Source organism: Nisaea sp. (genome assembly GCF_017640745.1).
Lineage (GTDB): Bacteria > Pseudomonadota > Alphaproteobacteria > Thalassobaculales > Thalassobaculaceae > Nisaea.
Window position 1 is genome coordinate 38,133 of sequence record NZ_JAEPQA010000006.1, and the last position, 13,029, is coordinate 51,161.

Consider the following 13,029-nt stretch of genomic DNA (forward strand, 5'->3'; position numbering starts at 1 on the left):
AGCCAAGCCGTGACCGGACCGACCGAAGACACGTTCCATAACGTGGTGAAGGACACTGACACGGCGCGCGGCAAGCTCGTTCCCTATCGCGACTCCATTCACCGCACCATCATCGACCTGTTGCCGGAACCGAGAGCCGAAGAGCCGCTGCGCATCCTCGATCTCGGTCCCGGGACCGGTCTGCTTGCGGAGCGCATTCTGGCCGCCGACAGGACCGCCGAACTTACCCTGGTCGACTTCTCCGAAGCCGTTGTCGCAAATGTGCGCGGCCGGCTCGAGCCTTACGGACCGCGCGTCACGGTGACCACCGGCGACTACGTGCACATGAGCTATGACGGCCCCTACGACGTCATCATCGCGGAACTCTCGATCCATCATCTCAACCCGAAATCGATCCGGACCCTGCTCTCCGCCAGCTATGCCGGGCTGCGCCGGGGCGGCGGCATGTTCATCAATGCCGATCAGGTGCGGGGCGAAACGGACTTGGTCGAGGACAGGCATCTCGAGGCCTGGCGCCGGGACGCGCTCCATCTCGGCGCTCTGGAAGGCGAAATCGACGAAGCGATCGAGCTGCACCGCAACGGCCGCCCGCCGACCCTCGGTGCGATCATGCAGAACCTGTCCGACGACGGCTACGAGGACGTCCGCTGCGACTACAAGCAATGGTGCTTTGCGGTGGTGTCCGGCGCCAAGCTTTGACCCGGAACCTGGCGGCCGAGCCAAGAAGGCGATTTGATTGTTCCCGCCAACGCTTGCTAAACAATAACTGCGCTAAGCTGGAACTCTGTCGAAGTCTTGTGCGTGAACCCTGTTGATGTCCTCTGAAGCCAGAGCGATCTCGGAGCTGAAGAAGCGAATTCCCCAAGCCGATGGGAGAATTTTCGATTTCTTTGCTGCCTGGCTCTCGGCGCGCGGCGACGCTCTTGTCGCACGCCGCAAGGCTTTCTCCCCGCTCAGCGTCCCGTCCCTGCTGCGCTATATGTGGATCTACCGCTTCGAGGAGGAAGCGGACGACTATGTCTGCAAACTTGCGGGCGAAAGCGTGAACGACGCATGGGGCAAGGGGATCAAGGGCCGTGCTCTGCGGGATATCATCGGCCAGGCGGACTACCCTGTCGTGCGGGAGCGTTGGGACCGCATCGTTGGCGTTCCGCTGATCCAGTATGGCGCGGTCGAGGAGCGGCTCTCTTCACTCGATGCCTGGCATGCCGAGAGGCTTCTGTTGCCCATGACATCGGAAGACGGCAGGACCGACGTGGTTCTGGGGATCAGTCTCTACAATCTCGATCATCTGGCCGACGACAAGAGCGCGAACGTCTCCGAGGTCGTCTTCCAGTTCCCCTGCCGCGACTTTCTCTGAACGTCCTTACCTGCCGGCAGCAGCCGTCCGCCGGTACATCACGAGATCCGTTTCGGCGATATGCACGAGCGGCAGCTGCTTCGAGAGATCGTTCAGGAAGGCGAAGACATCCGGCGCGTCCGGCTTGTAGTCGTGCCAGAGGATGACCCCGTCCTCGGCCAGCATGTTCAGCGCCTTGCGCGTGTCGCTCTCGACATAGGTGCGCGTATGCGCGCCGTCGACGAAGACCAGATCGACTTTCCCCCGCAGATCGCTCTCGTCATAGGCTTTGCTGTCGGAGAAGATCTGCCGGATGTTCTTCTCCGTCGGCTGGCCGTTATAGAAGAACGTGTCGAAGGAAGATTCCTCTGCCGCGACATCGCGGTGATGCTTGTCGTCTCCGAGGCCAAATTCCAGCGCGGCGAGATCGTCCGGATGCAGCGTGAGGGTGTGGATCTCGGCATCGGGCGCGGCGTTGAGAGCGAAGACATGGGCGGTCTTGCCGGTGCAGGTGCCGAACTCGAAGATCCGCTTGGTTCCCTTGGCGAGGGCCGCCATCACCCAGGATTCCCGATCCGACAGCGACGCGACCACGCCCTCGCCGCCGATGAACCGGACCTCGGAGTCCGGGCTCGGCCCGTAGGGCGTCATGGCGAAACACGGCGCGACCTCTTCCAGCTTCACCTTGCGGATCGGGTAGTCGGAAAAGGCGAAGGCCCGTTTCTTCTGCCGCCGCAGCTTCAGCATGCGCCGGGTGATGAAATAGAGTGCGACCAGCGACAGGAGATTGGTCGCGATCAGCAGGGTCGTCAGCCAGGCAGGCCAATCAGGCATCGACAATGTCCCGTTCCTGAGGTGAGCTCGGATCGCCGTGAGACATGCAGGCGCAACGGAAGACTGTCAAGCAGCCCCGAACGGCCCTCCCGGACAAATAAAGGAGCGGAACCATGAGCGAACCAACGGAAACCCGCCAAGGCAGATGTCTCTGCCGGCAAACCCGCTATGTGGTCGCCGGCCCCGTCAGGTGGACCTGCCATTGCCATTGCGAAAGTTGCCGCCGGCAGACCGGCTCGCCCTATACCACTTTTATCGGCGTTGCGCGGACCGACGCCAGCTTCACCGGCGCCGCTCCCGGCATCTACCGCTCCTCGCCCGGAGTGGAGCGGCTTTTCTGCACCGCCTGCGGCACGCCGATCGCTTTCCGCGCTGACAAGTATCCGGACGAGATCCACTTCTACGCCGTCACCCTCGAAGACCCGGAGCGTGTCACACCGGAGTGCCATGTGCATTGGGAGGAGCGCTTGCCCTGGGTGATCTGCGACGACGATCTGCCGAAACATGAGGGAAGTTACCAGGAATAGGCCCCGCGCCGCTTGTTCGCTTCCCGGCGGTTGCTTATGTTCGCAAGAGGCCGCCACCGCCGGTCCAAGAACTCCAGACAACAGGACTGCTCTGCCCATGACCGAACATCGCGAGAAAATCGTCATCATCGGCTCCGGCGCCGCCGGACTCACCGCCGCCATCTACACCGCGCGCGCCAATCTCAAACCGGTCGTGCTTGCGGGGCTGCAGCCGGGTGGGCAGATGACGATCACCTCCGAGGTCGAGAATTATCCGGGCTTCGCGGACGTCATCCAGGGCCCTTGGCTGATGGAGCAGATGCAGAAGCAGGCCGAGCATGTCGGCGCGCGGATCGTCTACGATCTCGTCACCGCGGTCGATTTCTCCAAACGGCCCTACACCCTCACGATGGATAGCGGCGACAGCTTCGTCGCCGACGCCGTGATCATCGCCACCGGTGCGCAAGCCCGCTGGCTCGGGCTGGAAAGCGAGCAGACCTACAGCGGCCGCGGCGTCTCCGCCTGCGCCACCTGCGATGGCTTCTTCTTCCGCGGGCAGGATGTGATCGTGGTCGGCGGCGGCAATACCGCGGTCGAGGAAGCGCTCTATCTCGCCAATATCGCCTCCAAGGTGACGCTGGTGCACCGCCGCGACTCGCTCCGGGCAGAAAAGATCATGCAGGAGCGGCTGTTCCGGCACGAGAAGATCGACGTGATCTGGGACAGCACCGTTGAGGAAATCCTCGGCGGCGAGGGACCGATGGCCGGCGTCGAGGGCGCGCGAATCAAGAACGTCAAGACCGGCGAGACCAGCGAGATCAAGGCGACCGGCTTTTTCGTCGCCATCGGGCACGATCCGGCGACGAAACCTTTCGTCGAGGCCCTCGAGGCCGACGAAGAGGGTTATCTCATCACCAAGGCCGGCAGCCCCCGCACCTCGATCCCCGGGATCTTTGCCGCCGGCGACTGCGTCGACAAGATCTATCGTCAGGCCGTCACCGCGGCTGGCATGGGCTGCATGGCGGCGCTGGAGGCTGAGAAATACCTCGCCGCACTGGAAGATGCTGCGGCCGAAGCGGCGGAATAACGGAGCGGGTTCGGTAACGATCCGATAACCCTCTTCTATTAAACTGCTTTTTGCTCCGTGTTCTGCTGGCCCGCGCCTCTCGCCTGGCCTAGACTGAATGCCGGTAATCTGAGCGAGAAGACGAGATCGGTTCAAAATGGCCATGGACTGGGACAAACTCCGGGTCTTTCACGCTGTCGCCGAGGCAGGCAGCTTCACCCATGCGGGTGAGACCCTCAATCTCAGCCAGTCTGCGGTCAGCCGACAGATCAGCCAGCTCGAAGACTCCCTCAAGGTTGCGCTGTTCCACCGCCATGCGCGCGGCCTGATCCTGACCGAACAAGGCGAAACGCTGTACCGCACTGCACGTGAAGTCTTCGCCAAGCTCGCAGCTGCGGAAGCCAGCCTCTCGGAAGGCAAGGAGCTGCCGCGCGGTCCGCTCAAGATCACTACGCCGGTCGCCTTTGGCTCGACCTGGCTCGCCTCGCGGATCGGCCGTTTCCTCGAGCTCTATCCCGAGATCACGGTCAATCTGATCATCGACGACGGCGAGCTCGATCTCGGCATGCGGCAGGCCGACGTCGCGATCCGGCTAAGTCCGCCGCGGCAGCCGGACCTGATCCAGCGCCATATCAAGAACATCAAGCTGCACCTCTATGCCTCGCCCTCCTACCTGAAGCAGGCGGGCGTGCCGCAGACGGCGGAAGATCTGCAGAATCATCGGCTTGTGCTGTTCGGCGACACACCGCACCCGCCGTTTCCGAACGTCAACTGGCTTCGGGATCTGGCTACTGGCGGGAACCGGCGCGTGCATATGAACACCTTCGCGGTGAACAACTATTACGCCATCCTGCGCGCCGTTCAGGGCGGGGTCGGGATCGCCGCGATCCCCGACTACCTGGCCCAGGAAGACAGCAGCCTGGTTCGGGTCATGCCGGATGTCGAAGGACCGCAGGTGCCCGCCTATTTCGTCTATCCGGAAGAACTGCGGCATTCGAAACGGATCACCGTGCTGCGTGATTTCCTGATCCAGGAAGTCGCCAAAACGCAGTTTTGATTTTTAGAAAAAGTCTAAAACAGCCTAGGTTGCGCCTGCCGTTTTTAAGGCCTATTTATGATTCGGGATTCTGATCGGAATCCAATTTTGTTTCATAAATTTGACTTCGATGGATAAACGGTCATGCGTTTTTTGCATATCCGAACTGAACAAAAATGCATGGTCGTTAACGTCTTATAGACATATTTAGAAGAAGATCACGGTGCTGCTCTGCAGCATCTTCCCTTCAGGCCCCCGCCTGAAGTAGAGGGCCCTTCGGGGTCCTACGTCTCCCAGACGTGAAGCCTCCCTGTTCAACTTGCCGGGAACCCAACGGTTCCCGGCATTTTTTCTGTCCGAATTCAGCGTCAGGTCCCAACCAGGTCCCGAAAAACTTCCTCTATATCGGTCAGATCAAGATTCTTCGGCTCACCTCTCCGAGCATCCGCCGCAAGAAGGTCGACATCCTCCTCAACAATGCCGGCATCAGCGTCAGCAGCTTTCGCGGCGATGCGGAGACCAACCTTCCGACAAACTCCGAAGTTACCCCGGATCTCATGAACCGCTTCTACCGCATAAATTTCATGGGGGGCGGTCCATATGATCCGTGCCGCCGTCCCCGGCATGGTCGATCGAAGCTGGGGACGGTTGATCAACAACACGACAAGCTTCATCACCATACTGCGGGTTCTGCCCTATGGCCCGTTCAAGGCGGCATTGGAGGCGAACTCGGCCGTTTGGCATGCCGACACCGAAACCATTGGTCCACCGTCCGGATCATGTTCGCGGCAGACACGCCAAAACGCCTAGCCTCCAGCAGCGTCTCATACCGCCCCCGACGGCACCAACCAAATACTGACGGAGACCTCTAGATACGGTTTGAAACATGGAAGCTGGCCTCCTGCGCCAGCCTCTATATTGAATCAGAACTCAACCCCCAATGAGAATCCCATTACAATTCAAATCGATCAGAAAATACTCAAGAGCATCTCTCGTACTACGACTGTCGTGATTTTTGGGGAACTCAAAAATCGCAACTCAGAACTTACGAATAATTTGGAGTCTTTCCGTATTGACGAAAGCACTCAACGACCCTGTCAACTGTATTGACTTCGCCATTCAATTCTAGATAGCGCATCAAAAATTGATTAAGACGCACTTCATTATAGAAACTAGATATATCGCGGCCAATTCTAATTTTTTCCATAAATTTATCGACTAGGTTAAGAAGATCATCTCGGCAACGGATATCGCATTCTGGCATTTCTCTAGAAACCAAAGTTTTATTAGCATGCAGATATGACAATTCTAAACTTGGTTTTCTCAATTGCAAAGATTCTAAAATTATGCTGGTTCCAAATGCCATGCTCACATCCACAGAACGCAAAACAAAAGTACCGGGGATGCCCTCAGGTACAATGGTTAATTTGGATGTGGGATGCCGGTCACAAAATTCATCTGCATCGATAACAGGTCCGCCGTCGGGCAATTCCTTCCAGCATAAGTTAACATCATCAAATTTCTTATATTCTCTCGGATGTTTCTGGATCACAAGGTGAACATTTGGGCGCTGAAGCAACATCCTTACAGTACGCCAAACCTCTTCCCACCAAACTGCAAACTTCGAATTGATCAGAAACAGCGCAATCTTGAGACGGCCATCCGGCTCGAGGCGCCACGGAGATGGCAAGCTCGACAAATGCTTAATCCAATAATTGGAGTAGCGAACCGATCCGAGAACCGCGGTTCTTCCGTTTTGCGAATTTTCCAAACGCGCCTCTTCAAACGCTCTATGCAGGTCACTGGAATAGATCCTCAAAGAGTACCAGTTCTTGGATTTGGGCATCTTTTCCAAAGACAAGTCATCGACGGCTTGCAGATGGTTGACTATTGCTGGTTCACCATGCGGTAGCGAAACAACTTCAATTGCATAGGCATCACATAATCTTCTTAGTTGATGGATCAGATTATGAGACGTTCCGTCGGACGCAAAAATTGTGCGGAAATTTGGACGGGCGAGCAATCGAATAGCCCGATCGAGGGAAGCCTCGTTGCCTAGGTATGCGTAGATATCCCCCATCGACACAATCAGGAGTCCCGGCAAGCCGCTGACGAGATCCCAAACGGGATTGCGCACGACCTCGGAAGGCTCAAGCAATATCAGGGTGAGCAAGAAATCAGGATGGTTGTCCGAGAGTCTCTTCAAAATGGGAGCGACATGATCCAGATCGATCTGCGCGCGCGCGAGGTACACAAAATGAAATGCTTTACCGTCTTGCTGCGTCGATAGATGATTTACGATCTTTTCATCACGCTCCGATTCTAGGAACGTCTGCTTTGTCCAGAAACATGAGACCGAAATGCCCCGGAAGAACTCCCTGTAAGCCGGGGTTAGCCCATCCAGACCGGATTCTAAAATCAATACGCGCGCTTCGCAGAACATTCCCCGGGCGTTCAAACACCGTGCGAGGTCGAGTTTGACCGATTGGCTCTCCGGCTTCAGCGCCATGGCCCGCCTAAGGTGCGGCTCCGCCTCAAGTGGACGATTGTCGGCGAGCAAAGCCAATCCTGCGTTATGTTGAACGTCCGGGTTATCGGCGTTTTGACTCAAGATTTTCCGAAACACTGAAACCGCTTGACCTGGGGATCCGGAGTCCATCAATACGCCGCCGAGGCGAAACTGAAATTCCCTGGAGTGAGGATTGAGGACGACCGCTTGTCGCATCAGCCACAGGGCCAAGGGAAGCTGCTTCCGACGCTGGAGCAGACGTGCTCGTATAGCGATGAATTGCTCCGCCTCCGGCGCGGCAAGTCCGATTTTTCTCAAATTGGCGTCCGCTTCCTCGTAACGCCCCGTCTCGATCAACTCGTTACAACTCGAAATCAATCCGTTGAGAAAATTGGCCGTAGCCGCATCGAAATTCGAAGACATATTTTACCCAGTAGACCTTGTTGATTCGACACTCGGCGCGTTTATCTGGCGGCGCTTGCTATCTGAATCGTGAGAGTATGGACGATGGATACGTCATTATGCTAACGCCGCATATTGTCCGCAATACGAGTTGGACGTTTCCCAAGAGTTCTGTTCCAAACTGTGCGAGATATTGCTGCTAATGCCGGATGCGCTCGGGAGTTCAAATGACGTCTGCCCCCTCTAAAAATTCCGAGTTTGTATTCAAGGACAATCCGGACGGCAGCATTGATTTCGTAGGCGATTTCGAAGGCCTCTACAAGGCAATCGACGACCCTTGGAGTCAGCAATTTCCCGATGAGCGGATGCGAAGTTACTATGCTGTGTCCCGAGACCGATTGATTGAAAGCTTGTCACGAGAAGCGCCTGTTTCCAGCTTGGTAGAAGTGGGATGCGGACTCGGCCAAGTCTGTAGCTTGATCAGCAATAATGTTTCGGTAGATCGTGTCATTGGGCTTGATATCAGTGACACCGCGGTCATAAGAGCGCGGGCGTCTTTCCCAAAAATAGAATTCCATGTCACGGACATTCGGTCAGATTGGCCGGAGGAAGCCGGCACGGGTCACGACGTCATTATCCTCAACCAGATTCTCTGGTACATCTTGCCCGAGCTCCCGGATGTGATCCGGCGTTTGGCTTCAAAACTCAAAGCGGGAGGCTGCTTGTACATTCAGCAAGCGTTTCTACGTGACGAACAGAAATTCGGTCGGGAGTTTGTCGACGGATTCGGTGGACTGGTCTCATTGTGCAGAAACGGATCGTTCGCGGCGCTGGAATTAGAATATGCTGTCCTGAATTGTGATCGGAAAATGGCGCATGACGATGGTTTGCTTATCCTGCGTCGCTGACTCCGGAAACCCTTTGTTCAGGACGCTCACGCGGTAATGACTCTCCAGAAAAAATTACGGTCGGATAAATTGTCTGAACTTCTAGGTCGGGTGCGGCGTGAGATCTCTGAGCGCATTCCACATTCACCGAAAGAAATCGGGGCGATCGGCAATAGTGTCCTGAACGAAGGATTCTGCTTTTCCGACAATGCCTTGTTTGTCGAACGCGGTCAGGGCCCACATGTCTTCGACACCTCGGGAAACCAGTACGTCGATTTCAGCCTGGGATCCGGGACGATGATTCTTGGCCATGCCAACCCGGAAGTGGTTACGGCGGTCGAGAAGCAAATCAGAAACGGGAGCATTTTCTCTCGACCGAACTCTTTAGCATTCCAGTACGCGGACCTTCTTTCGGAGATCCAACCGTCTCCGCGTAAGTTTGCGTTCTGCAACAGCGGCGCCGAGGCGACGATGCGAGCGATTAGAGCCGCGCGCGGTTACACCGGCAAGCCGGTCGTAGCGATGGTCAACGGAGCATGGCATGGATCTAACGACTGGGGACTTTTCCAGGAAGACTACGAGAGCGATCCGGAGGCGCCGAAACTAGCACCGCGATCTGCCGGGATTCCGACGCAGATCGGCGAGCATCTCGCATTGCTGCCCCCCGACCAGAATGCGATTCAGGCCTTCGTCGAAGAGAATGCATCCCGACTCGCCATGGTCTTTGCAGAGCCGGTTCAAGGTCCGTTGCCGTTGCCGGGAGCGAAGCGAAGACTTGAACATCTCCGGACCGTAACCCGAAAGAACGATGTTCTGCTCGGCTTCGACGAGGTCGTGACCGGTTTCAGGCTTGCACTTGGCGGAGGGCAGGAATACTTCGGCGTCGAAGCAGACATCATTTCTTACGGGAAAATCGCCGGCGGCGGCCTGCCGATAGGTATCGTCGGCACGTCGCTTGAGATTGCCAATCACATCTCAGCCAATGAACCAGACGCAGAGAATATCGTCTATTTCGGCGGGACGTTTTCAGCAAACCCACTGACCTTGTCTGCTGGACTTGCGACCGTGAAAACTCTGGCCGCCGAAGCAGAGTCAATCTATCCGAGGCTGGAAGAGACAACCGATCTGTTTGCACGACGCATGAACGCCACCTTCGAACGTCTTGACGTTCCGATCCGCATCGCGCACGCCCCCAGCATTTTTCGCTTTATCTTCACTGACCGCCCTCTCCGGACAAGGCGAGATCGCGATTTGCTGGAGATCGATCGGAAAATTCAGGATCTGTTCTACGATCTTCTCCTGTTGGAGGGCTTCCATATCGGGACCAACCGGATAAATTTCCTGAGCATTCATCACGATGAGAGCATGCTTGATGAACTTGCTCAGGCCTGCGAGCGGGCTGCACTCTTGATGGTGCAAGATGGGGCGTTCGCCTAGAACCCAAGCGCCTCCCAGTCAGACCGCCGGCGCTTGCCAATTGAAAGCTTAAGATCTGACAATGCCCGATATTGAACAAGTGAAGAGGCCATACGCTTCCGCGAAAGAAGCGGCCGAAAGAGGCAGTCACGAAGAGGCGCTCACCCTTTTAGCGATCGAACTTGTAACATCACCAGGATCTGCTCCTGGCTGGTACGCACTTGGCGGGCTTCAGCTCCAGCGCAAACTTGTGCTGGATTCGCGTGAGAGCCTGAAACGCTGCAGCATGCTGGTGTCGGATGACAACATGAGAGCCGCTCTGCAGAGCCTGAGCCTGCAGGCACGGCGAATGCGCCCGATTCCGTATTATGAGGCTCCTGAAGCAGCACCGGCGAACATTTCGCGAAATCTGCGGGTTCTGGCGGATCAGCGAAAGAAAATCGTACTCGTATATCAAGCTGGCCGGGTCGGCTCGACTGCCTTGCAGGAGCAGCTCCAGAGAAGGCTCCCGAGTCGTTATGTCGGCCACCATCATGTCATTTCGGAAGAAGGTTGTCGCCGCGCCAGGCAGGGGCTCTCGGCCTTCGCTCAGAGCGGGAACGGAAATTTGAGACATGCGCATGGTCTTCGGGTGTCTCTGCAGACCGGGGAGTTGGTCCGACAGAAACTTGAGGAAGCGATACAGACGGGACGACAGGTCGACATCGTGACTGTCGCACGCGATCCCCTGGAGCATGAATTATCGAATTTCTTTTTTCATTTACCTATTTTGTTTCCATACTGGCAAGACATCGTAAATTTTCACAAGAGCGTTGACTTTTTCTGCCACTGGTTCGTTAATTATTTGGATACAGCATATAATAAAGATCGTGAATCAGCCGCGACAGAAGCTCTTCGGTCCGATGCGAGCAAATACGCGTTCATCATATCCGGCGGCATTGATAGCTGGTTTTCCTGCGAACTGAATGCCCTGCTCCAAATCGATCTCGATGGCCTCGGCTTCAGCGGAAACGCCCCTTATGCAATATCCCGACACCCTTGGGGAAACCTGCTCACGCTGCGCTTCGAGAAGATGCAGACCTGCGCCGGTGAGGCCCTTTCCGAAATGTTCGGCTTCCCAGCTGAGAATTTAAAAACCCTCAACACTTCAAACGAACGCGTCTCTCGAGCATTTCGTGACGAATTTATGAAAAGGCTTTCCGTACCGGACGAGCTGAAGGACAATATTTTCGGCACGAAATACGCAAGATATTTCTATCCAAATGCTTAAATTGTCATGCTCCATGCTACAAAAATACGTCTAGGACACAAGGCGCTAATGCGTTAGCTTGAATTTATCTAATCGTGATAAATATTCCACATTACATTTCGCCTCAATACATTTTTATTTTTGATCTGCGCGATGCCGTGAAACATCCGATTGCCTACGATAAATCCAAACAGATTATTCGGTATGTATTTCGCGGTCCTTACAACATCGAAATCTGATAAATCGTGATACTTTCCAATGAAGTTGTTTCGGTAACCGGGGTTCTTTTCTAAAAAACTGGCCCTCGGTCGAAATACAGAAGTACCGAGCGCAGCATTCTCCGCATTCACGGGGCAATACAGCAACATCGAAAGTACTTTCTTGGGCGCATCCAGATGAGGGCCGAGCAGGAAACCATCTAGGTCTGTTTGAACCAGAACTTCGGAGTGCATCGCCTTCACAGGGTAGATCTCCGGCCTCTCCTCGGCAATAAATGGCTGCATCTTCCGATAAAATGCACCGACGACCTCCGCCCCACTGAACAACGAGGCCAACACTTTCCAGATCAGCGCTTCCTCTGCCGGCCCGCGCGCGATCAAATCGGTTATTTTTGCTACTTTCCGCGCTTCCGTTACTGCGTTTTCACGCGCGGTACGCTTAACGGCCAAACCGGCCTCGCTGAGGGTCTGAAGTTCGGAAACAGGGGGCCATATCCCGACCATGCGGTCGTACAGGTCCTGGGGAAGGAAGTTCTCAATCTCGAAACTGTACCCCTGCTCCTTCTCGACAGTGCATTCTTCAATTTTCTGAACAATGGCACATTGCCAGCGTTCGACGTCGTCTATATTTAGGCTCATGCGTTCCAACGTGTTGATTTCCAAATTAGCAACGTGCGACTTCCAGGTTCGTCTTGTGCGCGAAAGGGCAAACAATGCCGTCTCATCCCGAACAGGTTATAGTCGCGGCGGGAGGAAAGGAGATCAAGTTCCATACGCCTGATCCGATAGCTTTCCAACGCGTCGCCGAGTTGAGGGGGCTCGCGACGAGTGGCGGTGGACGCATGACCGAACCCGAAACGGTCGCTTGGGTGTCAGAGTTCGAGCCGGGATCGGTTTTCTTCGATATTGGAGCCAATATCGGCCTTTATTCCATTCTGGCAGCTGCGCTGAAGAATGTGGAAGTCCATGCGTTTGAGCCGTTCTGTATTGATTATCTGACGCTGAACAAAAACATCGATCTGAACGGATTGAAGGACAATATGTCTGCATATTGCCTCTCCGTTTCAGACGGTATCAGTATTTCGTCGCTCTTCTCGGCGAGGCTCGCTCCTGGAGCCGGGAATTTCTTTGGGGAGAGCAAGGACGCATTCCTCCAGGAAAGTCCCAAACGGTTCCGTCAAGGGAGTCTTGCACTCTCTCTCGACATGGCGATCTTTGATCTCGGCCTACCTGTTCCGCGTTATCTGAAGATCGACGTGGACGGACTGGAGCACAAAGTGATCAGCGGTGCGACCCGGCTGCTCGAGAACGGATCGGGATTGAAGGAGATACTCATCGAAATAAACCCTGCACTCGCTGAACACCGGGACATTCTGAATATCCTCGAGCGACGGGGCTTCGCCTACGATCCGACGCAAGTCGAAAAAGCCACCGTAACCGAAGGCCGCTTGCGGGGCATGGCAAACTATATTTTGCGCAGGTAATGCGCCGCGATTAACGGATCAGACTCTTCCTGCTCGGGAATCTTCGAAACAGAGGCACCGGACTTTCATGACTACAAGCGACA

13 protein-coding genes are annotated in these 13,029 nt (G+C 55.7%); 9 read left to right on the forward strand and 4 right to left on the reverse strand.

Annotated features, from left to right (window positions below):
• Positions 1–9: 9 nt before the first annotated feature.
• Both JJ959_RS06385 and JJ959_RS06390 read left to right on the forward strand, forming a co-directional pair.
• Complete coding sequence (locus JJ959_RS06385; RefSeq protein WP_292881031.1) at positions 10–699, forward strand: class I SAM-dependent methyltransferase; 690 nt, start codon at positions 10–12, stop codon at positions 697–699.
• A 115-nt stretch (positions 700–814) separates the two neighbouring features.
• Positions 815–1,360, forward strand: a complete 546-nt coding sequence (locus tag JJ959_RS06390) for a PAS domain-containing protein (protein WP_292881034.1) — start codon at positions 815–817, stop codon at positions 1,358–1,360.
• Positions 1,361–1,366: 6 nt separating this feature from the next.
• Here the strand turns inward: JJ959_RS06390 and JJ959_RS06395 are convergent, their stop codons facing one another.
• On the reverse strand, positions 1,367–2,173 hold the full coding sequence (locus JJ959_RS06395; RefSeq protein ID WP_292881037.1) for a class I SAM-dependent methyltransferase: 807 nt from the start codon (positions 2,171–2,173) through the stop codon (positions 1,367–1,369).
• A 113-nt stretch (positions 2,174–2,286) separates the two neighbouring features.
• Between JJ959_RS06395 and JJ959_RS06400 the strand changes: the two genes are divergently transcribed.
• The 3 genes from JJ959_RS06400 (at position 2,287) to JJ959_RS06410 (ending at position 4,802) form a co-directional block, all read left to right on the forward strand.
• The gene (locus tag JJ959_RS06400; RefSeq protein WP_292881040.1) at positions 2,287–2,700 is read left to right on the forward strand and encodes a GFA family protein; all 414 of its coding nucleotides are present in this window, start codon (positions 2,287–2,289) and stop codon (positions 2,698–2,700) included.
• A 97-nt stretch (positions 2,701–2,797) separates the two neighbouring features.
• Positions 2,798–3,766 carry a thioredoxin-disulfide reductase gene (gene trxB / locus JJ959_RS06405; protein ID WP_292881042.1) on the forward strand — a complete coding sequence of 323 codons (969 nt, stop codon included), beginning with the start codon at positions 2,798–2,800 and terminating at the stop codon, positions 3,764–3,766.
• 142 nt (positions 3,767–3,908) lie between these two features.
• Positions 3,909–4,802: a LysR family transcriptional regulator gene (locus JJ959_RS06410; RefSeq protein ID WP_292881286.1), complete on the forward strand. Its 894-nt coding sequence runs from the start codon at positions 3,909–3,911 to the stop codon at positions 4,800–4,802.
• Positions 4,803–5,149: 347 nt separating this feature from the next.
• Here the strand turns inward: JJ959_RS06410 and JJ959_RS06415 are convergent, their stop codons facing one another.
• Both JJ959_RS06415 and JJ959_RS06420 read right to left on the reverse strand, forming a co-directional pair.
• The gene (locus JJ959_RS06415) at positions 5,150–5,461 is read right to left on the reverse strand and encodes a hypothetical protein (protein ID WP_292881044.1); all 312 of its coding nucleotides are present in this window, start codon (positions 5,459–5,461) and stop codon (positions 5,150–5,152) included.
• Between the two features lie 365 nt (positions 5,462–5,826).
• On the reverse strand, positions 5,827–7,713 hold the full coding sequence (locus JJ959_RS06420) for a tetratricopeptide repeat protein (protein WP_292881047.1): 1,887 nt from the start codon (positions 7,711–7,713) through the stop codon (positions 5,827–5,829).
• Between the two features lie 206 nt (positions 7,714–7,919).
• Here JJ959_RS06420 and JJ959_RS06425 point away from each other — a divergent pair, with 206 nt between their 5' ends.
• The 3 genes from JJ959_RS06425 to JJ959_RS06435 all read left to right on the forward strand — a co-directional run bounded on the left by JJ959_RS06425 (position 7,920) and on the right by JJ959_RS06435 (position 11,265).
• Complete coding sequence (locus JJ959_RS06425) at positions 7,920–8,600, forward strand: class I SAM-dependent methyltransferase (protein WP_292881049.1); 681 nt, start codon at positions 7,920–7,922, stop codon at positions 8,598–8,600.
• Positions 8,601–8,636: 36 nt separating this feature from the next.
• A complete protein-coding gene (locus JJ959_RS06430; RefSeq protein WP_292881052.1) occupies positions 8,637–10,016 on the forward strand; it encodes an aminotransferase class III-fold pyridoxal phosphate-dependent enzyme in 1,380 nt (459 codons plus the stop codon).
• Positions 10,017–10,077: 61 nt separating this feature from the next.
• Positions 10,078–11,265, forward strand: coding sequence for a hypothetical protein (locus tag JJ959_RS06435; protein ID WP_292881054.1), 1,188 nt, complete (start codon positions 10,078–10,080; stop codon positions 11,263–11,265).
• 68 nt (positions 11,266–11,333) lie between these two features.
• On the opposite strand, the gene JJ959_RS06440 is transcribed toward JJ959_RS06435, so the two are convergent.
• Positions 11,334–12,110 (reverse strand): hypothetical protein, encoded by a 777-nt coding sequence (locus JJ959_RS06440; RefSeq protein ID WP_292881057.1) that lies wholly within the window; start codon positions 12,108–12,110, stop codon positions 11,334–11,336.
• A gap of 194 nt (positions 12,111–12,304) precedes the next feature.
• Here JJ959_RS06440 and JJ959_RS06445 point away from each other — a divergent pair, with 194 nt between their 5' ends.
• The gene (locus JJ959_RS06445) at positions 12,305–12,946 is read left to right on the forward strand and encodes an FkbM family methyltransferase (protein ID WP_292881059.1); all 642 of its coding nucleotides are present in this window, start codon (positions 12,305–12,307) and stop codon (positions 12,944–12,946) included.
• Positions 12,947–13,029: the final 83 nt, after the last annotated feature.

Coding starts and splice junctions, on each gene's coding strand:
- JJ959_RS06390 (WP_292881034.1), top strand. CDS start 815: ATGTCCTCTGAAGCCAGAGCGATCTCGGAGCTGAAGAAGCGAATTCCC.
- JJ959_RS06395 (WP_292881037.1), bottom strand. CDS start 2,173: ATGCCTGATTGGCCTGCCTGGCTGACGACCCTGCTGATCGCGACCAAT.
- JJ959_RS06400 (WP_292881040.1), top strand. CDS start 2,287: ATGAGCGAACCAACGGAAACCCGCCAAGGCAGATGTCTCTGCCGGCAA.
- trxB (WP_292881042.1), top strand. CDS start 2,798: ATGACCGAACATCGCGAGAAAATCGTCATCATCGGCTCCGGCGCCGCC.
- JJ959_RS06410 (WP_292881286.1), top strand. CDS start 3,909: ATGGACTGGGACAAACTCCGGGTCTTTCACGCTGTCGCCGAGGCAGGC.
- JJ959_RS06415 (WP_292881044.1), bottom strand. CDS start 5,461: ATGGTGATGAAGCTTGTCGTGTTGTTGATCAACCGTCCCCAGCTTCGA.
- JJ959_RS06420 (WP_292881047.1), bottom strand. CDS start 7,713: ATGTCTTCGAATTTCGATGCGGCTACGGCCAATTTTCTCAACGGATTG.
- JJ959_RS06425 (WP_292881049.1), top strand. CDS start 7,920: ATGACGTCTGCCCCCTCTAAAAATTCCGAGTTTGTATTCAAGGACAAT.
- JJ959_RS06430 (WP_292881052.1), top strand. CDS start 8,637: ATGACTCTCCAGAAAAAATTACGGTCGGATAAATTGTCTGAACTTCTA.
- JJ959_RS06435 (WP_292881054.1), top strand. CDS start 10,078: ATGCCCGATATTGAACAAGTGAAGAGGCCATACGCTTCCGCGAAAGAA.
- JJ959_RS06445 (WP_292881059.1), top strand. CDS start 12,305: ATGACCGAACCCGAAACGGTCGCTTGGGTGTCAGAGTTCGAGCCGGGA.